Below are 22,256 nucleotides of genomic sequence, written 5' to 3'. Positions count from 1 at the left end.
GCTCGCGAACAGGGCTTCCCCGCGAGTTCGGCGTTAGGCGGGTTTGCGAGCAAGCTCGCTCCTACAAAAGCAAAGCTGCGGCGAAATGTTCTGTAGGAGTTTCTCGAGACCTTGAGCAGGCCGTCAGCCCTTGAGGCTCTTCAGCGGATAGATGTCATAGCGGCTGGACTTGCCTTCCAGGCTGTAGCTGGGCTTCTGCCCCTCGATGATCGGCGCCTTGCGTGGGCGCTTGACCACCACCCGGTGGCTGGCCAGCTTCAGCGCCGCACCCAGCAGCACCGGCGCGTCCAGGTCATCTCCCACCAGTGGGCGGAACAGGCGCATTTCCTTCTTCACCAGCGCGCTCTTGTCGCGGTGCGGGAACATCGGGTCGAGGTAGATCACCTGCGGCGCCTCGCCTTCCCAGGCGGCCATGCGCTCGATGGCGTTGCCCTGCAGCAGGCGCATGCGCGCGACGATGGCGCCCACCTCGAAATCCCCGGCGGCACGGGCCAGGCCGTCTTCCAGCAGTGCGGCGATGATCGGTTGGCGTTCGGTCAGGTGCATCTCGCAGCCCAGGGTCGCCAGCACGAAGGCGTCCTTGCCCAGGCCGGCGGTGGCATCCAGCACATGGGGACGCACGCCCTGCTGGATACCCACGGCCTTGGCAATCATCTGCCCGGCGCCGCCGCCGAACTGGCGGCGGTGAGCCGTGGCGCCCTCGAGGAAGTCCACCCGCACCGGGCCGGGCGAGTCCGGCCCCAATTGCAGCAATTGCAGGCCGTCATCGCCCAGTTGCAGGGCGAAGTCCGCATCCCCCTCGCCCATCGGCAGCCCGAGCCGCTGCGCCCACTGCTCGGCGAACGCCTGCCAGGCAGGCGCCAGGGCCTGGACGACGATGCGCGGCGGAGTGAGGACTTCGGTCATGGCGGGGCGATCCTGGAAAAAACCGCGATTCTACCGCAGCGCGCAGCCAGCGGGCTCAACGGCAGATCTGCCAGCCGCCCAGGTCGAGGTGAAAATGGTCATGGTGGGCGCGGTTATAGTCCGGCCCCAGCACAGCGTCGAAGTTGCTGCAGGCGCCGTCGCGCACGGCACGCAGGAAGCGAACGGCATCGCCCTCCCCCGACCAGTCCCTGGCCACGACGATGCGCCGGCCGTCGGCGAGGCGGAAGGCAGCAATATCCAGCGCGTTGGCGCTCGCGTGCTGGCTGCGGCGGGCATCGGCACGCCCGTAGATGTTGCGGCAGGCAAAGCTGCCCAGGTGCTCCACGCCAACCACCGGCTGGCCGTAGACGGCCCTTGCAGCCGGTTGCAGCGAGTGCCGCTCGAACAGCGCGAAGCTCACCGCCAGCGGGCAACTGGCGAGGAAGCTGCTGCTCAGCTTTACCTCGGCGGCCTGCACGCGCCAGACGTTCTGCAACGGGCAACCGGCGACCGGCTCGCTGTCGGCCATCGGCTGCGCCTTGAGATCAGAACTCTGCAACGCCAGGCTGCACAGGTCGACGTCGTCACGCAGTCGCCAGAGCTTGTAGCGGGTCAACAGGTTGGGCTCATCGCGCACATCCAGCGGTGCCCAAGGATTCCAGCGAGCTGGCAGGCCCAGCCACTGCTGCGGCACCGATAACGCGAACCCCGCGCAGGCGAGGACGAAAGCGAGCAGCCACCAGCGCAAGCGTCAGCCCCGGAAGAGTCCGTTGATGCGGTCGAAGGGCATGGCGCCGTGCATCGGCTTGAGGTCGCCCTTGGCCAGCGCTTCGGCGCTACTGAAGAAGGCGCCGTAAGCCGCGCGTGCCAGGGTCGAACCGACGCTGACGCGCTTCACCCCCAACGCTGCCAGCTCCTCCAGGCCAACTTGCACGGCGGGCGAGCCCACCAGCACGTTGACCGGTCGCGGTGCCACGGCGCTGACCACGGCGGCGATTTCCTCGCGGGTCTTCAGGCCCGGCGCGTAGAGCACGTCGGCGCCGGCTTCGGCGAAGGCCACCAGGCGGCGGATGGTGTCATCCAGGTCGGCACGGCCATGCAGGAAGTTCTCCGCCCGCGCCGCCAGGGTGAACGTGAATGGCAGGGCTCGGGCCGCACGCACGGCGGCGGTAATGCGCTCGACCGCCAGTTCCAGCGGATAGATGGGTGTGTCCGGGCGGCCGCTGGCGTCTTCGATGGAGCCACCCACCAGCCCGCAGGCGGCAGCCAGGCGGATAGTCTCGGCGCAATCGTCAGGCGTATCGCCATAGCCATTCTCCAGATCGGCGGCAACCGGCAACGGCGTCGCCTCGATGATCTGCCGCGCATTGGCCAGGGCTTCGTCGCGACTGACCGCGCCTTCGGCGTCGCGGCGTCCCAGCGCGAAAGCCAGCCCGGCGCTGGTGGTCGCGAGGGCTTCGAACCCCAGGTGGGCAAGCATCTTCGCCGAGCCGGCATCCCAGGGGTTGGGCAGGACGAACAGGCCCTCGCGCTGGTGCAGCGCGCGGAAGGCTTCGCCGCGTTGTTGTTGATGGGTCATGGCTGTCTCCTGGCCGAACGGGAAGGAGCAGGTTAGCCCCCTCGCCCGCTCGCCGCCATGCACAGTTGGGGTGTCAGAGCAGGCCGAGCTGCTCCACGTCCGGCTTCGGCGCGAACAGCGCCGGCAAACCCGGAAGGCGCTCGCGCAGCAAGGCATGGAAGCGCTGCGCCTGTTCGGCGGCACGGTGGTTGTCCGGCGTGTGGAGGAAAACGTAGGGCGTCAGGCCCTGCTCGATCCACTCGGCTACCTTGCCGACCCAGGGCGCAAGGTGAACGAGATTGGCGTCCAGGTCCGGCCCACCGATGAAGCGCACCTGCGGGCTGTCGCTGAAGGCCGCCGGGCGCACCGGCACCTTGGGCTTCTTCGACTGTGCGTGCAGCACGGCAGGATCGTCAGACCGGCAGGCAAACAGCGCCCGCGAGTCCAGGCAGATACGTTCTACACCGCGATCCAGCAGCAGCCGGTTGAGCGCCCGCTCCTCCTCGCCCTTGGCAAAGAACGCCGGGTGCCGCACCTCGACGGCAAGGCGACGCTCGGCGAAGGCGTCGAGCCAGGCCGCCAGCTCGCCCAGCCGATCCGGTCCGAAACTGGCCGACACCTGCAGCCACAGCGGCGCGACGCGCTTACCCAGCGGCTTCAGCAGATCAAGGAAGTCCCGCGTGTTCTCCAACTGGCCGCGCAGGTCACCCTCGTGGCTGATATCGCGGGGCAGCTTGGCGCAGAAGCGGAACGTCTCCGGCATGGTCTGCGCCCAGCGCGCGAGGGTATCGGCGTTGGGGCGGGCATAGAAAGTGGTGTTGCCTTCCACGGCGTTGAACACCTGGGAGTAGAAGCCCAGGGTATCGGCGGGACGCAGGTCGGCGGGATAGAAGGTGCCGCGCCAGGCAGGCTCGTTCCAGGATGGACATCCGAGGAAATACGGCAGTGACATCGAATCAGGCGTAGAGGTCGAGACCGAGGACTTCCTGGCCTTCGTACTGGCCGGCCATGCTGGCGGTGCTGGTGTAGCTGGCCAGCGCCTGGGCAGCACGGGAGCTCAGCGGGCGCTGGTACTCGATGTCTCGCAGGGTCGCCGGCACGCCGTAGCTGCTGGCGCTGGAGGATTCGACGCGGCGGGTCTGCGGCTGCGAATCCAGCCCCTGGCTCGCCGAGGTCGGCGCGGGTTGGTCGCGGCGGGCTTCGACGTCACTCTGCACATCCCGATACGGCGTGACCGCAGTACCCGTCCGGGAACCGCGCTCAGGCGTCTGGGATATGGAAGTGAAACCGTCGATACGCATGTCAGAAACTCGGTGGGAATGCGCTCACTCTAGCGAGCGCTCCAGGCTGCGGTCAATTGGCACAGGTCAGGCTTTCTTGGGTGTCGCCACGTTGTCCCGCAGGTAGACGGGCTGCGCGTGCTCTGCGTCAACCGCCTCGCCCCGCGCCCAGGCGAATTCGGCCAGGGTCAGCAGGTCTTCGGCGTGCGGCAACAGGCTGGCATCGCGGGCGGCAACCTTCACCGCCAGGCGCTCCTCGAAGCCCCAGCCGGTTCCGGAGCCGAACCACGCGCCCTGGGCATCGCGCGGCAGCTCGACGCGCTCGGGCGGCAGCACCGCCTCGGCGCCGGCCAGACGCATCTCGCCCTGCTCCACCCGGTAGCAACCCCAGTACACCTCGTCCATGCGCGCATCGATGGCCGCGGCAACCTGGGCGGCGCCGTGCTCGCGGTGCGCACGCTGGGCCAATACCGCCAGGTCGGAGATCGGCAGCACCGGCTTCTGCAGGGCGAACGCCAGGCCCTGGACGACGCCGATGGCGATACGCACACCGGTGAAGGCGCCGGGGCCGCGGCCGAAGGCGATGGCGTCGACGGCGGACAGCGCGATGCCGGCCTCGCCGAGGATGTCCTGCACCATGGGCAACAGGCGCTGGGCGTGCAGGCGCGGGATCACCTCATGGCGCACGAACCGACGGCCGTCATGCAGCAGGGCGACGGAACAGGCTTCGGTCGAGGTATCCAGGGCCAGCAGCGTGGGCATGGTGCTTTCCATTAGTCGATAAAAAACGGGCGGGCATTATAAACGCCAAAGGCCCGCATGTGCGGGCCTTTGGCAGACGCGGGAGCGATCAGCTCAGAGCGGCGAGCACCTTGGTGGTGATCTGCTCTACCGAGCCGACACCCTCGACGCGGGTGTACTTCGGGGTGCCTTGGGCGGCGGCCAGCTTCTGGTAGAAATCGACCAGCGGCTTGGTCTGCGAGTGGTAGACCGACAGGCGGTGACGCACGGTGGCTTCCTTGTCGTCTTCGCGCTGGATCAGCTCTTCACCGGTCTCGTCGTCCTTGCCGGCAACCTTCGGCGGGTTGTGCTCGACGTGGTAGACGCGGCCGGAAGCGGCATGCACACGGCGGCCGGCGATGCGGCTGACGATTTCTTCGTCTTCAACGGCGATCTCGACGACGTTGTCGATGGTGACGCCCGCTTCCTTCATGGCCTCGGCCTGGGGAATGGTGCGAGGGAAGCCATCGAACAGGAAGCCGTTGGCGCAGTCGGGCTGGGCGATACGTTCCTTGACCAGGTTGATGATCAGGTCATCGGAGACCAGACCACCGGCGTCCATCACGCTCTTGGCCTGCAGGCCCAGTTCGGTGCCGGCCTTGACCGCTGCACGCAGCATGTCGCCGGTGGAGATCTGCGGAATGCCGAACTTCTCAGTGATGAAGCGAGCCTGGGTACCTTTGCCGGCACCGGGCGCCCCGAGCAGAATCACACGCATCGATATGCTCCTTAATACTTGTTAAGCGAAATCACGGATCCGCCTCTTGGGGCCAATCTCATCGTGCTGGAATGGCGCAGACATGCGCCGAAAGGTTGCTCACGATACACAGCGGTCCCCTGCCAGACAAGCCGGCCATGGGGACTGCGCGAGCCGGTCCCGGGCGCTTGATGGCACCCGGAACAGCCATCAAATTAATCTCATTTGCCGGCTCGGCAATCCACCTTTGGTGGGGGGTGATGTGCCCTCAACCGGTATTGCGCAGCCCCGCGGCGATCCCCGCGACCGTCACCAGCATGGCCTGCTCCAGACCGCCGCAGGCATCGCCGGCGCAGCGTCGCGAGCGGGCCAGCAGCTCGGCCTGGAGCAGGTGCAGCGGGTCCAGGTAGGTATTGCGCACACCAATGGATTCGCGCGTCTCGGCGGCGTGGGCGAGCAGTTGGGACTGCCCGGTCAGACCCAGCACCACGCGCACCGACTGCGACAATAGGTCGCGTAAATGCGCACCTAATGGTCGCAGTTCCGATTGCACCAGGCGCTCGTCGTAGAGTTCGGCAATTTCCCGGTCAGCCTTGGCCAGCACCATCTCCAGCATGTCGATGCGGGTGGTGAAGAACGGCCACTCCTTGCGCATACGGGACAACAGCGCGCCCTCGCCACGCTCGATGGCCTTGAACAGCGCGTCTTCCCAGCCCAGCCAGGCCGGCAGCATCAGGCGCGTCTGGGTCCAGGCGAAGATCCAGGGGATCGCCCGCAGGCTTTCCACCCCGCCCTCGCGGCGCTTGGCCGGGCGGCTGCCCAGCGGCAGGCGGCCCAGTTCCTGCTCCGGCGTGGCCTCGCGGAAGTAGTCGACGAACTGCGGGTTCTCCCGCACCACCGCGCGGTAGGCGAGCAGGCCGTCGGCGGCCAGGCGATCCATCTCCTCGCGCCAGGCCGGCTCGGGCACCGGCGGTGGCTGCAGGGTGGCTTCCAGCACCGCGGCCAGGTAAAGGTTGAGGTTCTGCTCGGCGATGTCCGGCAGGCCGAACTTGAAGCGGATCATCTCGCCCTGTTCGGTGGTGCGGAAACGCCCGGCCACGGAGCCCGGCGGCTGCGAAAGGATGGCCGCGTGGGCCGGACCGCCGCCACGACCGACCGTGCCACCACGGCCATGGAACAACAGCAGTTCGACGCCGTGGTTGCGGCAGATGTCCACCAGCGCCTCCTGCGCGCGGTACTGCGCCCAGGCGGCAGCCAGGGTGCCGGCGTCCTTGGCCGAGTCGGAATAGCCGATCATCACTTCCTGCGGCCCGGCCAGGCGGGTGCGGTAGCTGTCGAGGCTGAGCAGGCGGTCGATGCAGGGGCCGGCGTGGTCGAGGTCATCCAGCGTCTCGAACAGCGGCACCACGCGCATCGGCCGCTCCAGCCCGCACTCCTTGAGCAGCAATTGCACAGCAAGCACATCGGATGGATGACCGGCCATGGAGATGACGTAGGAGCCCAGCGACGCTGCCGGCGCCTGCGCCACCACGCGGCAGGTGGCGAGTACTTCGGCGGTCTCGGGGGAAGGTTGGTAGTTCGCCGGCAGCAGCGGGCGACGGCTGGCGAGCTCTTCCAGGAGGAATTCCTGGCGCACACCTTCGTCCCATTCGGCGTAGTTGCCCAAGCCCAGGTACTCGGTAATTTCGCTCATCGCCCTGGCGTGGCGCGTGGAATCCTGGCGCACGTCCAGCCGGGCCAGGAACAGGCCGAAGGTGGCGGCGCGGCGCAGGGTATCGAGCAAGGCGCCATCGGCGATCACGCCCATGTCGCAATCGTGCAGCGAGCGGTGACAGAGTTGCAGTGGTTCAAGCAGCTCGCGGTTGTCTTGCAGCACCTCGCTGCCGGGCTCTTCGCCGGTATGGATGGCCCGCTCGGCCCAGGCACGGGTGGCACGCAGGCGTTCGCGCAGCTGCTTGAGCAGCGCGCGGTAGGGCTCGGCAAGCTCGCCCACTTCGGCGCGCAGTTCTTCGCTGGCCTGCTGCATGGACAGATCGGCAGCCAGGCTGTCCACGTCGCGCAGGTAGAGATCGGCGGCCATCCAGCGCGCCAGCAGCAGGACCTCGCGGGTGATGGCGGCGGTGACATTGGGATTGCCGTCGCGGTCGCCGCCCATCCAGGAGGCGAAGCGAATCGGCGCGGACTCCAGCGGCAGCCGTTCGCCGAGGGTTTCCTGCAGGGTGCGATCGACGTGGCGCAGGAAGTCCGGCAGCGCGTGCCAGAGGGAATGCTCGATCACCGCGAAGCCCCATTTCGCCTCGTCCACCGGGGTCGGCCGGGTGCGGCGGATTTCGTCGGTGTGCCAGGCCTCGGCGATCAGCCGCTGGAGTTTTTCCTGCACCGCCTGGCGCTCTTCGGGCAACAGGTCGCTGTGGTCACCAGCGGCCAGTTGGCCAGCGATGGCGTCGTACTTCTGAATCAGCGTGCGGCGCGCCACTTCGGTGGGGTGCGCGGTGAGCACCAGCTCGATCTCCAGCTCCGCCACCTGCCGCGCCAGGCCTTCCGCCCCCAGGCCGGACTTTTTCAGACGGCCCAGCAGTTCGGCCAGGACGCGGTTCTCGAAAGGTTCCGGCTCCTTCGGCGTGCGGCGGCGAATGCGGTGGTACTGCTCGGCGATGTTGGCCAGGTTGAGAAACTGGTTGAAGGCGCGCGCCACCGGCAGCAGTTCGTCCTCGCCCAGGCCGTCGAGGGCGGCGGTGAGCTGCTTGGCGCCTTCGGCCGAGCCGCGCCGGGCGGACTTGGCGCCCGTGCGGATCAGCTCGATCTTGTCGAGGAAGCCCTGCCCGTACTGGGCGCGGATGGTCTGCCCGAGCAGTTCGCCAAGCAGGTGAACGTCCTCGCGCAGGCGCGCATCGATATCCGGCATCGCGGTCTCCTTGGAGTGAGAGCGCCCATTGGAAAGGGCCACGCTGAGAGTTTCACAGTGCCGCCAGGTGTGGCGGCTGACAAGCGCTCGACGAACGCCCGCAGTCATGCTCGGACAACGTCTAGGCTGAAAGTTATCCCCCATCGTCGGGAAAACCTGCGGCGGCCTCACGAGGACCGACCGCCACGTAACGACCCTAGAGGTGAACATGAAGATCCGCGAGCTGGTACGCCATTGGGAACAGAACGCCAGGGGGCGCATGACCCACCATCAGTACAGCATTCCGCTGGACGTCGAGACCGCCGCGCGTCTGGCCGCGCTGCACGACATGTACCCCAAGCGCAGCGTCGAGGAGTTGCTGGGAGAACTGGTCAACGCTGCGCTGGAGGAGCTGGAGGCGAGCCTCCCCTACGTGCAGGGGAACAAGGTGGTGGCCCACGACGAACAGGGCGACCCGATCTACGAAGACACAGGCCCGACGCCGCGCTTCCTGGCGCTGTCGCGCAAGTACCTGCATGAACTGACGGAGGCGGAGCACTCCTGAATCGGCATCTGCCGAGGCGCATGGTTTCAGGCTTCAGGAGCACTGCCCTGCTGCGGCTGCTTCGGTGCCTGGACGGCCCCTCACCCCAGCCCTCTCCCCCAGGGAGAGGGAGCAGATTGTGCCGGCTGACGCCATGGTTTCATCCTGCTCCATTCGGTCCCCTTTCCCTCCGGGAGAGGGTCAGGGTGAGGACCGCCCCCAGTGCAGAAGCATACTGGCGAAGCCGGCCCACCTGCCTTCCTGCACGGACCAATCAATGCCGGCCGTGGACGCCGGGCACGTGCAAATGCCCTGCCTCGGCGCACGCATCGGGAATCACCGAAGGCTCCGCCGGCTGCTCCAGCTCGCGCAGGATACCGCAATCCAGGCTGCTGCCCTCGCCCTGGCACTGCGCGCGCAGGTCGCGCAATTGCTGGCTGAGCGACTGCAGTTCGGCGATGCGCACCTCGACGTGGTGCAGGTGCTCGTCGATCAGCCGGTTGGCAGTACCGCAGTCGGACTCGGGGCGGTCGCGCAGGCCGAGGAGGATGCGGATCTCCTCCTGGGTCATGTCCAGCGAACGGCAATGGCGGATGAACGACAGCCGCTCGACGTGGCTGGCGTCGTACTGGCGGTAGTTGCCTTCGCTGCGCGACGGCGCGGGCAGCAGGCCTTCGCGCTCGTAATAGCGAATGGTTTCCACCGGGCAGCCGGTCAGTTTCGCCAGTTCACCGATCTTCATTTTCGACTCCTCGCCAGCAGGTGCTTGACTCTGTAGTTGCTACAGGGTGTGCAATCAGCAGCAACTCGTCAAACAGGAACGGACGACATGACTGCCAATCGCCAGGGCCCGATCATCCACGGCCCCGCCCCAATCCAGGATCAGCACCGCGAACAGGAAGCCGCCGGCTGCTGTGGCTGCGACAAAGGCGCGCTGCTGCGCGCGCCGGCCGCCGAACCTGCGCCGCATGATCACGGCCATGCCCACGATCACGATCACGATCACGATCATCAGCATGAGCACATCGACCCCGCGCAAGCGGCAAGCGCCGTGGCAGGGGCTGCGGCCGGCGAGCTGCGCTGGACCAGCCTGCGCATCGAGGCCATGGACTGTCCCACCGAGGAACGCCTGCTGCGCGACGCACTGGGCCGCGTGCCGACGGTGGAGGACCTCGACTTCAACCTGATGCAGCGCCTGCTGCGCGTGCAGCACCGTTTCGACAGCATCGAGCCGTTGCAGAAGCTGGTGGCGTCCCTGGGCATGCAGGCCGAGCCCGTGGCTGAAAACGCCCCCGCGCCCGCACAACCCACCCAGCAGAAACCCTGGTGGCCACTGGCGCTGGCCGGTGTCGCGGCGGCAGGTGCTGAGTTCTTCGAGTGGTTCGCCATCGGCCCGCAGTGGCTGGTGGCGGCGCTGGCCATTGCCGCCATCCTTGGCGCGGGCCTGCCGACCTACCGCAAGGGCTGGATCGCCCTGAAGAACCGCAATCTCAACATCAATGCCCTGATGAGCATCGCCGTGACCGGCGCCATGCTGATCGGCCAGTGGCCGGAAGCGGCCATGGTCGCCGTGCTGTTCGCCATCGCCGAACTGATCGAGGCCAAGTCGCTGGATCGCGCGCGCAACGCCATTCGCGGCCTGCTGCAGCTGGCGCCGGAACAGGCGACGGTACAGGTGGACGGGCAATGGCAGGAAGTCTCCGCCAAGTCCGTCGCTCTCGGCGCTCGGGTGCGGGTGCGCCCCGGCGAGCGCATCGCCCTGGACGGCGAGGTGCTCGACGGCCGCTCCAGCGTCAACCAGGCGCCCATCACCGGCGAGAGTCTGCCGGTGGAAAAACAGGCCGGCGACACCCTGTTCGCCGGCACCATCAACGGTGAAAGCGCGCTGGAATACCGTGTCACCCGCGTAGCCGACGACAGCACCCTGGCACGCATCATCCATGCGGTGGAAGAAGCCCAGGGCTCGCGTGCGCCGACCCAGCGCTTCGTCGACCAGTTCTCCCGCCTCTACACCCCGGCGGTGTTCCTCATCGCCATCGCCACTGCGCTGCTGCCGCCGCTGTTCTTCGGCGGCGCCTGGCTCGACTGGGTCTACCGCGCGTTGGTGCTGCTGGTGATCGCCTGCCCCTGCGCACTGGTCATCTCCACTCCGGTGACCATCGTCAGCGGCCTGTCGGCGGCGGCTCGCCTGGGTATCCTGATCAAGGGCGGCGTGTTCCTGGAAATGGGCCGTTCGTTGAGCTGGATCGCCCTCGACAAGACCGGCACCCTCACCGAAGGTCGCCCGCGCCAGACCGATTTCACCGCCCTGCGGGAGACCGACGCCGGCGACGTGCGCGCACTGGCCGCCAGCCTCGCTGCTCGCTCGGATCACCCGGTGTCGCACGCTGTGGCCCAGGCCGCCGAAGCGGACAACATCGCGCTGTACAGCGTCGGCGAGCTGACCGCCCTGCCCGGCCGCGGCGTGAAAGGCGAGATCGACGGTCGCACCTACCACCTGGGCAACCACCGCCTGGTGGAGGAGCTGGAGCTGTGCTCGAAGGAGCTGGAAGAGCGCCTCGACGCCCTCGAACAGCAAGGCAAGACGGTCATCGTGCTGCTCGATGCGCAAGGTCCGCTGGCGCTGTTCGCCGTGGCCGACGGCGTCAAGGAGACCAGCCGCGAAGCCGTCGCCCAGCTGCATGAACTGGGCGTGAGGACGCTGATGCTGACCGGCGATAACCCACACACCGCCGCCGCCATCGGCGCCCAGGTGGGCATCGACGAAGCACTGGGCAACCTGCTGCCCGAAGACAAATTGCGTGAGGTGAAGCAACGCCAGGAAGGTGGCAAGCGAGTGGGCATGGTCGGCGACGGCATCAACGACGCTCCCGCCCTGGCACGCGCCGACATCGGTTTCGCCATGGGCGCGGCGGGCACCGATACGGCCATCGAAACCGCCGGCGTCGCGCTGATGGATGACGACCTGCGCAAGCTGCCGTCCTTCATACGCCTGTCGCGCCAGACCCACCGCGTGCTGATCCAGAACATCACCCTCGCGCTGGGCATCAAAGCGGTGTTCCTTGCCCTCACCCTGGCCGGCGAAGGCACCCTGTGGATGGCGGTTTTCGCCGACATGGGCGCCAGCCTGCTGGTCGTGTTCAACGGCCTGCGATTACTGCGTCATCGCGGCTGATTCCAGTGGATCGTCGCCAATGCCCACCCATACGGCGGGCATTTTTTTTGAACCCCCTGACAAAACCCTTAGTCCCCTAATCAGATGCCCACGAAGCCGCAGACCCGCGCGGCAGGCATCCACCGGCACTCGAATCGCCGAGGGAACCCTTACCCAACGTCAGAGGATTCACCCAATGGAACTGAAATCTCAGAGCGCTCGAACCGTCCCGACCGCCTCGACCCGCGCTTCCCTGCGCCTCAGCCTGCTCGCCCTTGGCAGCGCCGCGCTGCTGGCTGGCTGCGCCGGCAACCCGCCCAGCGAACAGATGGCCGTCACCGAATCGGCGGTTAACGCCGCCGTCAGCTCAGGTGGACCCGAATTCGCCCCGGTCGAAACCAAGAATGCCCAGGACAAACTCGCCCAGGCGCGCATCGCCCTGAATGACAAGGAATACGACCAGGCCAAGCGCCTGGCGCAGCAGGCCGAATGGGACGCTCGCGTGGCCGAGCGCAAGTCGCAGGCCGTGAAGGCGCAGAACAACGTCAAGGACGCCCAGCAGGGCGTGATGGAGCTGCGTCAGGAAGGTCTGCAGCAGGCCCAGTGATCCCGCCCCTACGTCCGGTCATATAAGGAATTCCGACATGAACAAGCTCATCGTACTGCCCGCCGTCTCGACCCTCGCCCTGGCCCTCGCCGCGTGCTCCACACCGCCCAACGCCAACCTGGAGAAAGCCCGCAGCGACTTCCAGGCGCTGCAGGCCGAGCCCCAGGCCACCCAGCAGGCCGCGCTGGAAACCAAGGACGCCGGCGATTGGCTGGCCAAGACCGACAAAGCCTACCGCGACGGCGCCGACCAGAAGGACGTCGACCAGATGGCCTACCTGACCCAGCAGCGCATCGAGCTGGCCAACCAGACGGTGGCCCTGCGGGACGCCGAGGATCAGTTGAAGAACACCTCGGCCCAACGCGCCCAGGCCCGCCTGGATGCTCGTACCGCACAGCTGAACAAGCTCAAGGGCGAGTTGAACGCCAAGCAGACCTCGCGCGGAACCATGGTGTCCTTCGGCGATGTGTTGTTCGACCTCGACCGCGCCGAGCTGAAACCTGGCGCCATGGGCAATGTGCAGAACCTCGCCGGCTACCTGCAGCAGAATCCGGAACGCAAGGTCATCGTCGAGGGCTACACCGACAGCAGCGGCTCGTCCTCCTACAACCAGAGGCTCTCCGAGCGTCGCGCGGACGCCATTCGCCTGGCGCTGCTGAGCCAGGGTGTCACCCCCGATCGCGTCGTTTCTCGCGGTTACGGCAAGGAGTACCCGGTGTCGAGCAACGCCACTCCGGCCGGCCGTGCCATGAACCGTCGCGTCGAGGTGACCATTTCCAATGACGCCAACCCGGTGCAGCCGCGCTCGGCGGTAAGCGGCACTTATTGATCCTTCGGGAGACAGCGCTCTTGTAGGATGGCGTGGAGCGAAGCGATACCCTTCGAGCACTGCATCAACAGCATGCGAATCGCTCCGCTCCACCCGTCCTACGACCTGCGTTCCCTGTTGGAGCGGGCCAAGCCCGCGACCATGGGCATTTATTCAGGCCAGCAGGCGCCGGTAAAGCTCGGCCATCTCGGCCGAGAAAGGCACCAGCACCACTTCCTTCAGCGAACTTCCTTCACCGCGCGGACGACGCAGTTCGTCCACGGCGACCCGCGCCGCGGCTTCGGCGGGATAACCGTAGATACCGGTACTGATGGCGGGAAAGGCGATGCTGGCGAGGCCGTTGCCTTCGGCCAGTTGCAGGCTGTTGCAGTAGCACTGGGCAAGCACCTCGGGCTCGCCATGCTCACCGCCGCGCCAGACGGGCCCGACAGTGTGTATGACGTAGCGCGCCGGCAGGCGGAAGCCGGGAGTGATCTTCGCCTGGCCGGCCTTGCAGCCACCCAGCGGGCGGCAGGCGTGGACCAGATCCGGGCCCGCGGCCCGGTGGATTGCGCCGTCGACGCCACCTCCGCCCAGCAGCGAACTGTTGGCGGCGTTGACGATGACATCGACGTCGAGGCGGGTGATGTCGCCCTGCCAGATGCGGATCTCGGGATGGCTCATGACCTTCCTCCCTCAGTCCGCCGGGTCAGGGCCGACCGTCACTTGGTTTCTTGCGGAGTCTGCTCGCCCATGCAGCGCACGGCGCGCTTGCGGCCGTCGACCAGCACACCGGTCAGGCCCTTCTGGGTCATGTCGAACATCACCAGCACGCCGTCGATGCACTGCGCCTGCTGGTCGGCCGGATCGAGGGAAAGTTTGGTGTCTTGGCCGGGGATGCTCTTCAGCAGGGTGAACTGGGTCAGCTCCAGGGCGTCCTCGGGCTTGGCAAAGTGCAGGTAGCCGTAATACCAGAGCGTGCCGACCGAGACAAAGATGGTGGCGATGACAGTGAGGATGTAGGAGATCGGGTTGCGGTCGTTCATGGGGTGCCTTGTTGTTTCGGGTCCGCCTGCGATTCCTGTGGCTTCGCCGGAGAGGGAGAGTTCGGGACTTCGGCCAACCGGCGCAGGCCGGTGAAGTGCTGCGGATCGTCAAGGAAGCGCAGCATCACTTCGCGCCACACCGGCTCCCCGAAGGTTTCCACGTGATTGCCGCGTGTCAGCTGGAAGACCTTGGGCGGCGGCGCGGCCTTGTAGAGGGTCAGGCCGTTGTCCAGGGGCACAATGGTATCGTCGATGCTGTGGAAGAACAGCACGGGTGCGCCAGAAAGTCGCGGCATGGAGCGGATCGCGCTATCGCCGTCGGGCACCAGCCAGGACAGCGGCACCTGCAGCGGCCAGGTCAGCCAACTGGTGCTAAGGGTGTACTGCGCCACATCGCGGTAACTGGCCGGCACGCCATCGAGCACCACGGCATTCAACTTCTTCTGCCGCTCAGGGTGCATGCCCAGGTAATGCACCGCCATGGCGCCGCCCAGGCTCTGGCCCAGCAGGATCACCGGTTTGCCCTGCACCTCCGGTGCCTTGTCCAGCCAGGCGAAGGCGGCGTCGATGTCCTGGTAGATTGCCGGCAGGCTCGGCTCGCCCTCGGACTTGCCGTAACCGCGGTAATCCAGCATCAGCACCTGGTAGCCCTGCTCCGGCAGCCAGTACGCGCCGCCCAGGTGCCACGCCATGTTGCCGCCATTGCCGTGCAGGTGCAGCACGGTGCCCCTGACCGGCACGCCCGCTTTCGCCGGCAACCACCAGCCGGCGAGCCTAACGCCATCGGCAGTGGTGAACGTGACGTCGCGGAACTCCAGTTTGGCCCGCGCGGGCGTGATGGCGACGTCATCGCTGGGGTAGAACAGCAGCGAGCTGCAACCGCTGAGGGCTACCAGCACTGCCAGCGCGGCGGCCTTGAAGCATCGGATCATCGGCAAGTCATCCTTGGGAGCTTCCTTCAAATGGATCAGCAATGGCGCGCTATCAAAGCCCCTCTCCCCCGCCCTCTCCCTGAAGGGAGAGGGAGCTATCCGTGTCGGCTGACGCTATAGGGTGTCATCCTGCACCGAACGATCCCCTCTCCCTTCGGAGCGGGGTGCGTAGCCCGGGTTAGGGAGAGGGCGTGTCCAGCCGCACGCCATGCCGTCCAATCGTTAGAGGATATTGGCGTAGTCCGCCTCGATGCGGTCGAGGCTGAGGTGGTTGAGGAAGTTGGAGAAACACATCCACGCCGACAGTGCGTTGAGGTCGCGGAACTGCGGCGGCAGGTACTTGGGCGGCACCACCAGGCCTTCGTCCACCAGTTGGCGCAGGGTGCGCATGTCTTCCAGGGTGGCCTTGCCGCAGAACAGCAGCGGGATCTGCTCCAGCTTGCCCTTGCGCACGGCGAGCTGGATGTAGTTGTAGATCAGGATGAAGCCCTTGAGGTACGACAGGTCCTTGGTGAACGGCAGGCCCGACGGCGTCGAACCGCGGAACACCCGGCTGGCGTTCTGGTAGCTGCTTTCCGCGCTGTAGTTCTGCTCGCGGTAGAAGTTGAACACTTCCAGGAAGTCCGCCCCCTCCTCCGCCATGTGGATGGCGCGGGTGCGGTTGGTGAGCTTGCGCAGGCGGGTCGGGTAGGAGGCGAAGGCGATCACTTCCATCAGGATCGCCAGGCCTTCCTGGGTCACGGTGGACGACGGCGGGCCCTTGGCGAGGAAGGTGCAGATCGGCTGGTTGAGGCCATTGAGCGTGGTGCCGACGTGCACCAGGCCTTCGTGGACTTCCAGCGCGCGCACGTCGCGCTCGTTGAACATGGCGTCGGCACGCACCTTGATGTAATCGGCGCCGGCCGCCGCGTCAGCGACGATGCCGTCGGACTCGAAGACGCGGATGGTGTCTTCCTTGCCATCGAACACCTTGTTCAGGCGCTCCTGCAACATCCGCACCGCGTCACTGGCGGTAAGGGTCTTGGGTTCGTCCTTGAGGTCGCCTCGGTCGGCGATGTTGTTCAGGTAGTCCGAGAGCATCAAGCCGAGGTCGGCCAGGGTCGGGTCGCCGGCATGAAAAGCATCGGAGGCCGAGCCGTAGAGCTCCTGGGAAATCAGCCCGAAGTCCTGGGTGCCGCGTGCTTCGAGCATGCGGATGACCATGCGGTATTCCTTGCACATGCGCCGCATGATCTGCCCGACCGGATTGAACTGCCCCAGGTGGCGGGTAATGTCGCGCTCGATGTTCTGGAATTCCTGCTTCTTCGCGCTGCTGTCGAAGGACAGTGGGCGACTGTCGTAGTAGCTGCGGTCGACCTTGGGCGCATGCTTGCCGCGGCCCTTGAGGAAGTCGTCGCGGATGCTGTCATCCCACTTGATGGCATCGAGTACGCGGATCGGTGTCTGCGCCTCGACGATCCGGTCGGACAGGCTGCGGATGATCTGCTGGTACTCGTTGGGCGTGGACTTCTTGCGCCGTGGGGTCATTGCTTTTCTCCCGGGGTCACGCGCGAGAAGCGCAGCGCTTCGACGAACACGTCGGAATTGGCCGGATCATTCAGGTAGGCGATGACGTCGGCGAGCGGGCTGCTCACCAGCGCACCGGCACCCTGCTCGGTGTCGACCTTCTCGCCCTTGAGCGCGCCTTCCTTCATGTCCTGCAGGATATGCTCGACATCCAGGTTATAGATCACCAGTTCGTCCTTGTCGGTGATCTCGAAGCCGGCCAGGGCGAAATTGCCGCCCATGCTCTTCGGCAACCCGGCCGAGAGGTACCAGCGACTGCCGTGATGGGCGACGGTGAAGCCGAAGTCCTCGACACTGTCGGTGTTGTCCTTGCTGTCGACGTAGCTGAGCGCACGGTAGAGATTGGAGCCGGAGCGGGTGACCTCGAGGAACTGCTCCTCGCCGTACTCGTCCACACGCGACCACTGGCCCAGCAGGTGAGCCGGCGCGGGCTCGTTGGCCGGAATCGGGTCCTTGAACGTCACCAGACAGCCACTGAGCAGGCAGATGCTCAACAGCAGCAGTGCACGCCAGACTTTCATCACGCCCTCCTTAGGTCCGGATGCCTTTGCATGCGATGCGCCAAGGCGTCCAGAGTTCCGACACGAAAACCCCGCCGGATGGCGGGGTTGGAATGCAGCAGCCGGGGCTACAGGCCCATCACCAGATCGAGATAGCGGCTAAGGATGGCACGCATTTCCTCGGTCTGCAGGTGGTCGGCGCCGTCCAGCAGGCCCTGATACTCCATCTGCAGGATGATGGCCGTCAACACCCGGGCATCCTGCTCGGGCTGCTTTGAACCGAGCACTTCGAAGAAATGCACCACGCCCAGGGAAAGAATCCGCCGGTGGCGCTGCGCCAGATCGCTGAGGCTGGGGTTGAGCAGCGCCTCCTGGCGGAAGGCCTGTTCGGCCAGCAGGTGCTCGCGGCGTTCGTTGAGCTGGACCATGACGTACTGGATCGCCAGCTCGACGATATTCGCGGTCAGCTCGCGGCGCGCCTGTGGGTCGTCCTGGGCGAGGCCGGCGGCCATGGCCTGGAGGTCACCCTCGACGCTGCCCCAGAAGGTCGACAGGGCTTCGGCGCTACGCTCGACGAAGAGCGCGAAGGTATCGGTGATGAGGTCCTGGATGTCCTTGAAGTAGTAGGTGGTGGCGGACAGCGGCACGCCGGCCTCGGCGGCCACGGCACGGTGGCGTACGGCGCGGACGCCATCGCGCACGATGATCCGCAGGGCGGCGTCGAGGATCGCCTGGCGGCGCTGCTCGCTGCCCTGGCGGCTGGCCTTGCGGCCCTGGTATTTGACACTTTCGGCGATGGCGCTGGCGACTTGCGCGGCACTGTCTCGCGGGGACACTGGGGTCACGGGCATTACCTCCGACGGCGCGGCCTGATGGCGCATTGTTCGAGCTTTTCTGTGGGAAAACAATCGCCGCCATGCGGCTGCGACACCGGCGCACGAAGCAGGCCGCGAGGCAGAGCAGGCGGCAGGGAGTCAGGCCTGGGTGTATGACGTGCCACATAGCGCACGAGCCACGGGAGTGACATGCATTTCGTCGGACGATCCTACAAGAACCGCCCGACCTCGGAAACGCACGGAGGGCCCGTGTCGCCCGTCCGCCCGATCGACGCAAAAACGAAAAAGGCCGCCCAGTGGGCGGCCTTTTTTCGCTGACTCCTGTGCTTACGCCTGCGGGCGCATATGCGGGAACAGGATGACGTCGCGGATCGACGGCGAGTTGGTCAGCAGCATCACCAGGCGGTCGATACCGATGCCTTCGCCGGCGGTGGGCGGCATGCCGTATTCCAGCGCGTTGACGAAGTCGGCGTCGTAGTGCATCGCCTCGTCGTCACCGGCGTCCTTCTCCTTCACCTGCAGCATGAAGCGCTCGGCCTGGTCTTCGGCGTCGTTGAGCTCGGAGTAGGCGTTGGCGATCTCGCGGCCACCGATGAACAGCTCGAAGCGGTCGGTGACGCTCGGGTCGTTGTCGTTGCGGCGCGCCAGCGGGGAGACTTCGAACGGATACTGGGTGATGAAGTGCGGCTGCTCCAGCTTGTGCTCGACCAGCTCTTCGAAAATCATCACCTGCAGCTTGCCCAGGCCTTCGTGGCCGAGAACCTTGGCGCCGGCCTTCTTGGCGATGGCGCGGGCCTTCTCGAGGTCGTTCAGATCAGCCGCGGTGAGTTCCGGGTTGTACTTGAGGATGGCATCGAACACGGACAGGCGGGCGAACGGCTCGCCGAAGTGGAAGACCTTGTCGCCGTAGGGCACGTCGGTGCTGCCGAGCACGGCCTGGGCCAGCTCGCGGAACAGCTCCTCGGTCAGGTCCATGTTGTCTTCGTAGTCGGCGTAGGCCTGGTAGAACTCGAGCATGGTGAACTCGGGGTTGTGCCGGGTCGAAACGCCTTCGTTACGGAAGTTGCGGTTGATCTCGAAGACCTTCTCGAAGCCACCGACCACCAGGCGCTTGAGGTACAGCTCCGGGGCGATACGCAGGAACATGGCCATGTCCAGCGCGTTGTGGTGGGTTTCGAAGGGCTTGGCCGCCGCGCCGCCGGGGATGGTCTGCAGCATCGGGGTTTCCACTTCGAGGAAGCCGCGATCGGAAAGGAAGCGACGGATGTGGGCGATGACCTGCGAACGCACGCGGAAGGTGTGGCGGGTTTCTTCGTTGACGATCAGGTCGACGTAGCGCTGGCGGTAGCGCTGCTCGGTGTCGGTCAGGCCGTGGTGCTTGTCCGGCAGTGGGCGCAGGGACTTGGTCAGCAGGCGCACGCTGGTCATCTCGACGTACAGGTCGCCCTTGCCGGAACGGGCCAGGGTGCCTTCGGCGCCGATGATATCGCCCAGGTCCCAGGTCTTGATCTCGGCCAGGGTTTCTTCCGGCAGGGTCTTGCGGTTCACGTAGGCCTGCAGACGGCCGCTGCTGTCCTGCAGGACGATGAACGAACCACGGTTGAGCATGATGCGACCGGCGACCTTGACCGGGATGGCGGCTGCTTCCAGCTCTTCCTTGGTCTTGTCGGCGTACTGTTTCTGCAGGTCCGCGAAGTAGTCGGCGCGGCGGAAGTCGTTGGGGAAGGCAATGGCCTTGGCCTCACGCACGGCGGCAAGCTTTTCCTTGCGCTGGGCGATCAGCTTGTTTTCTTCCTGTTGCAGGTCGTGCTGGTCGAGTTGTTGGTCGCTCATGGTCGTCTATCTGCCTGGCGTCTTGATCAATATGGGGTTACTGGCAGGGCTCGCCGTATGGCGAGCCCTGCAGGGTGGTGCTGTTTACAGGCCTTGTTTCAGGCTGGCTTCCAGGTATTCGTTGAGGTCGCCGTCGAGCACCTTGTCGCAATCGCTGCGTTCCACGCCGGTACGCAGGTCCTTGATACGCGACTGGTCGAGCACGTAGGAACGGATCTGGTGGCCCCAGCCGATATCGGACTTGGTGTCTTCCAGCGCCTGCGAGGCGGCGGTGCGCTTCTGCATCTCCTGCTCGTACAACCGGGCCCGCAGCATCTTCATGGCGGTGTCCTTGTTGGCGTGCTGGGAGCGTTCGTTCTGGCACGCCACCACAGTGTTGGTCGGTACGTGGGTGATACGCACCGCGGAGTCGGTGGTGTTCACGTGCTGACCGCCCGCGCCGGAGGAGCGGTAGGTGTCGATGCGCAGGTCGGCCGGGTTGATCTCGATCTCGATGTTGTCGTCGATTTCCGGCGAGACGAACACTGCGGTGAACGAGGTGTGGCGACGGTTGCCGGAGTCGAACGGGCTCTTGCGCACCAGTCGGTGCACGCCGATCTCGGTGCGCAGCCAGCCGAAGGCGTACTCGCCCTTGATGTGCACAGTGGCGCCCTTGATGCCGGCGACTTCGCCCTCGGACAGCTCGACGATCTCGGCATCGAAGCCGTTCTTGTCGGCCCAGCGCAGGTACATGCGCAGCAGCATGTTGGCCCAGTCCTGGGCTTCGGTGCCGCCGGAGCCGGCCTGGATGTCCAGGTAGGCGTTGTTGGGGTCCATCTCGCCGCTGAACATGCGGCGGAACTCGAGCTTCTCGAGGATCTCGCGCAGGCGCTGGACTTCGGCCTCGACGTCGGCCACGGCGCCTTCGTCATCCTCTTCGACCGCCATGTCGAGCAGGTCGCGGGAGTCGGCCAGACCGCCGGTGAGCTCGTCGAGGGTCTCGACGATCTGCGCCAGCATGGCGCGCTCGCGGCCCAGGTTCTGGGCGTATTCGGGCTTGTTCCAGACCGCCGGGTCTTCCAGCTCGCGGTTGACTTCAATCAGACGATCATGTTTCAGATCGTAGTCAAAGATACCCCCGAATCGACTGGGTACGGTCGGTGAGGTCCTTGATGCTGTTGAGGATCGGTTGGATTTCCATGGCGGGCATCTCTCACGGGTAAAGGGCGTAGAAAAGCCGGCAAGTATACGTGATTTTTCGCCGCCTTTTCAGGCTTTGCGACAAAGCACGCCCACCGTTTTCGCGCCCTGCCCGCCCGTTCAGCCGGCGATGGCCACCTGGTTGCGCCCGCCGTGCTTGGCGTTGTAGAGCGCCTGGTCGGCCAGTTCGATGAGCTGGCGGCAGGCCTGCCCGGCCTGGGGGATCAGCGTCGCCACACCGATGCTGATGGTCAGCGACGAGCCCGGAGTGGGCAGTTCGTGGCGGATATTCAGATCCTGCACCAGGCGCCGCAGCTTCTCGGCGAGCAGGCGTGCGCCGCCGGGCGAGGTGTTGGGCAGGACCATGACGAACTCCTCGCCGCCGTAGCGCGCCGGCAGGTCCGAGGGGCGGCTGGCGCTGGCGCGGATCGCCCCGGCCACCTGGCGCAGCGCCTCGTCGCCCTGCACGTGGCCGAAGGTATCGTTGTAAGCCTTGAAGTGATCCACGTCGATCAACAGGATCGACAGCTGGGTCTGCTCGCGCAGGCCGCGGCGCCACTCCATTTCCAGGTATTCGTCGAAGTGCCGGCGGTTGGACAGCCCGGTCAGGCCGTCGGAGTTCATCAGCCGCTGCAACACCAGGTTGGTTTCCAGCAACTGCTGCTGGCTCTCGCGCAGGGCTCGGTAGGCCTCGTCGCGCTGCTGCAGGGCGAGGTAAGAACGCGAGTGGTAGCGCACGCGGGCGATCAGCTCAATGGCGTCGGGCAGCTTGACCAGGTAGTCGTTGGCGCCGGCGCTGAACGCCGCGCTCTTCACCGCCGGGTCTTCCTTGGTCGACAGCACGATGATCGGCAGGTCGCGGGTGGCCGGGTTGCCGCGGTACTCGCGTACCAGCGAGAGGCCATCGGCGCCGGGCATCACCAGGTCCTGGAGGATCACCGTGGGTTTGATCTGAATGGCCAGGGCAATGGCCTGGTGCGGATCGGAGCAGAAATGGAAGTCAATGCCAGGGTCGTCCGCCAGCGCGCGGCGCACGGCCTCGCCGATCATCGGCTGGTCATCGACCAGCAGCACCATCACAGCGGAATCGCCTGGGGTGTTCACGGGGTAGTCACTCGTCAAAGGGTTCATCTGATGGGGCTCCGT

At 66.2% G+C, this 22,256-nt stretch carries 22 protein-coding genes; 4 read left to right on the top strand and 18 right to left on the bottom strand.

Features of this window, described 5'->3' with window-relative positions:
• Positions 1-123: 123 nt before the first annotated feature.
• The 8 genes from LDJ84_RS08270 to ppc form a co-directional block, all read right to left on the bottom strand.
• Positions 124-906 carry a class I SAM-dependent methyltransferase gene (locus LDJ84_RS08270; RefSeq protein ID WP_226046180.1) on the bottom strand — a complete coding sequence of 261 codons (783 nt, stop codon included), beginning with the start codon at positions 904-906 and terminating at the stop codon, positions 124-126.
• A 55-nt stretch (positions 907-961) separates the two neighbouring features.
• A complete protein-coding gene (locus LDJ84_RS08265) occupies positions 962-1,654 on the bottom strand; it encodes an extensin family protein (protein ID WP_024765657.1) in 693 nt (230 codons plus the stop codon).
• Between the two features lie 3 nt (positions 1,655-1,657).
• Positions 1,658-2,485, bottom strand: coding sequence for an isocitrate lyase/PEP mutase family protein (locus LDJ84_RS08260; RefSeq protein WP_024765658.1), 828 nt, complete (start codon positions 2,483-2,485; stop codon positions 1,658-1,660).
• Positions 2,486-2,558: 73 nt separating this feature from the next.
• Entirely contained in the window at positions 2,559-3,416 is an 858-nt protein-coding gene (locus tag LDJ84_RS08255; protein WP_170860015.1) for a DUF72 domain-containing protein, read from the bottom strand.
• Between the two features lie 4 nt (positions 3,417-3,420).
• A complete protein-coding gene (locus tag LDJ84_RS08250; protein WP_024765660.1) occupies positions 3,421-3,765 on the bottom strand; it encodes a hypothetical protein in 345 nt (114 codons plus the stop codon).
• 66 nt (positions 3,766-3,831) lie between these two features.
• Positions 3,832-4,506 (bottom strand): tRNA (adenosine(37)-N6)-threonylcarbamoyltransferase complex dimerization subunit type 1 TsaB, encoded by a 675-nt coding sequence (gene tsaB, locus LDJ84_RS08245; RefSeq protein WP_024765661.1) that lies wholly within the window; start codon positions 4,504-4,506, stop codon positions 3,832-3,834.
• A gap of 88 nt (positions 4,507-4,594) precedes the next feature.
• The gene (gene adk / locus LDJ84_RS08240; protein WP_024765662.1) at positions 4,595-5,242 is read right to left on the bottom strand and encodes an adenylate kinase; all 648 of its coding nucleotides are present in this window, start codon (positions 5,240-5,242) and stop codon (positions 4,595-4,597) included.
• A 247-nt stretch (positions 5,243-5,489) separates the two neighbouring features.
• A complete protein-coding gene (gene ppc / locus LDJ84_RS08235) occupies positions 5,490-8,126 on the bottom strand; it encodes a phosphoenolpyruvate carboxylase (protein WP_226046179.1) in 2,637 nt (878 codons plus the stop codon).
• A 208-nt stretch (positions 8,127-8,334) separates the two neighbouring features.
• On the opposite strand from ppc, the gene LDJ84_RS08230 reads away from it, so the two are divergent.
• Entirely contained in the window at positions 8,335-8,670 is a 336-nt protein-coding gene (locus tag LDJ84_RS08230) for a hypothetical protein (protein WP_037009585.1), read from the top strand.
• A 253-nt stretch (positions 8,671-8,923) separates the two neighbouring features.
• Here LDJ84_RS08230 and cadR read toward each other — a convergent pair whose 3' ends face one another.
• Positions 8,924-9,391 (bottom strand): Cd(II)/Pb(II)-responsive transcriptional regulator, encoded by a 468-nt coding sequence (gene cadR / locus LDJ84_RS08225; RefSeq protein WP_084358848.1) that lies wholly within the window; start codon positions 9,389-9,391, stop codon positions 8,924-8,926.
• 87 nt (positions 9,392-9,478) lie between these two features.
• Between cadR and LDJ84_RS08220 the strand changes: the two genes are divergently transcribed.
• The 3 genes from LDJ84_RS08220 (at position 9,479) to LDJ84_RS08210 (ending at position 13,239) form a co-directional block, all read left to right on the top strand.
• Positions 9,479-11,824 carry a heavy metal translocating P-type ATPase gene (locus LDJ84_RS08220; protein ID WP_226046178.1) on the top strand — a complete coding sequence of 782 codons (2,346 nt, stop codon included), beginning with the start codon at positions 9,479-9,481 and terminating at the stop codon, positions 11,822-11,824.
• 175 nt (positions 11,825-11,999) lie between these two features.
• Entirely contained in the window at positions 12,000-12,410 is a 411-nt protein-coding gene (locus LDJ84_RS08215) for a DUF4398 domain-containing protein (protein ID WP_024765665.1), read from the top strand.
• Positions 12,411-12,447: 37 nt separating this feature from the next.
• Entirely contained in the window at positions 12,448-13,239 is a 792-nt protein-coding gene (locus tag LDJ84_RS08210) for an OmpA family protein (RefSeq protein WP_037017351.1), read from the top strand.
• A 153-nt stretch (positions 13,240-13,392) separates the two neighbouring features.
• Here the strand turns inward: LDJ84_RS08210 and LDJ84_RS08205 are convergent, their stop codons facing one another.
• The 9 genes from LDJ84_RS08205 to LDJ84_RS08165 form a co-directional block, all read right to left on the bottom strand.
• Positions 13,393-13,902 carry an O-acetyl-ADP-ribose deacetylase gene (locus LDJ84_RS08205; protein WP_065086135.1) on the bottom strand — a complete coding sequence of 170 codons (510 nt, stop codon included), beginning with the start codon at positions 13,900-13,902 and terminating at the stop codon, positions 13,393-13,395.
• A 38-nt stretch (positions 13,903-13,940) separates the two neighbouring features.
• The gene (locus tag LDJ84_RS08200) at positions 13,941-14,264 is read right to left on the bottom strand and encodes a hypothetical protein (RefSeq protein ID WP_024765667.1); all 324 of its coding nucleotides are present in this window, start codon (positions 14,262-14,264) and stop codon (positions 13,941-13,943) included.
• A complete protein-coding gene (locus LDJ84_RS08195) occupies positions 14,261-15,196 on the bottom strand; it encodes an alpha/beta hydrolase (protein ID WP_193453002.1) in 936 nt (311 codons plus the stop codon). Before LDJ84_RS08195 ends, LDJ84_RS08200 begins: the two co-directional genes overlap by 4 nt.
• A 222-nt stretch (positions 15,197-15,418) precedes the next feature.
• Positions 15,419-16,723, bottom strand: a complete 1,305-nt coding sequence (locus LDJ84_RS08190) for a flavohemoglobin expression-modulating QEGLA motif protein (protein ID WP_054908275.1) — start codon at positions 16,721-16,723, stop codon at positions 15,419-15,421.
• Entirely contained in the window at positions 16,720-17,283 is a 564-nt protein-coding gene (locus LDJ84_RS08185) for a hypothetical protein (protein ID WP_065086133.1), read from the bottom strand. Before LDJ84_RS08185 ends, LDJ84_RS08190 begins: the two co-directional genes overlap by 4 nt.
• A gap of 107 nt (positions 17,284-17,390) precedes the next feature.
• A complete protein-coding gene (locus LDJ84_RS08180) occupies positions 17,391-18,107 on the bottom strand; it encodes a TetR/AcrR family transcriptional regulator (RefSeq protein WP_024765671.1) in 717 nt (238 codons plus the stop codon).
• Positions 18,108-18,425: 318 nt separating this feature from the next.
• Positions 18,426-19,931, bottom strand: a complete 1,506-nt coding sequence (gene lysS / locus LDJ84_RS08175) for a lysine--tRNA ligase (RefSeq protein ID WP_024765672.1) — start codon at positions 19,929-19,931, stop codon at positions 18,426-18,428.
• Between the two features lie 84 nt (positions 19,932-20,015).
• Positions 20,016-21,111 (bottom strand): peptide chain release factor 2 gene (prfB, locus tag LDJ84_RS08170; protein ID WP_099051256.1). Its coding sequence is split into 2 segments (ribosomal slippage): positions 20,016-21,038 and positions 21,040-21,111, totalling 1,095 coding nucleotides; the frame shifts between segments, so codons are not numbered across the junction.
• Between the two features lie 119 nt (positions 21,112-21,230).
• Positions 21,231-22,241, bottom strand: coding sequence for a response regulator (locus LDJ84_RS08165; protein ID WP_024765674.1), 1,011 nt, complete (start codon positions 22,239-22,241; stop codon positions 21,231-21,233).
• Positions 22,242-22,256: the final 15 nt, after the last annotated feature.

Origin of the sequence: Pseudomonas sp. HS-18 (genome assembly GCF_020401845.1) — a bacterium.
In the GTDB taxonomy this organism is placed as follows: domain Bacteria; phylum Pseudomonadota; class Gammaproteobacteria; order Pseudomonadales; family Pseudomonadaceae; genus Pseudomonas; species Pseudomonas nitroreducens.
Note: the sequence above shows the minus strand (reverse complement) of the source record. Positions and strands in the feature narration are given on the sequence as shown.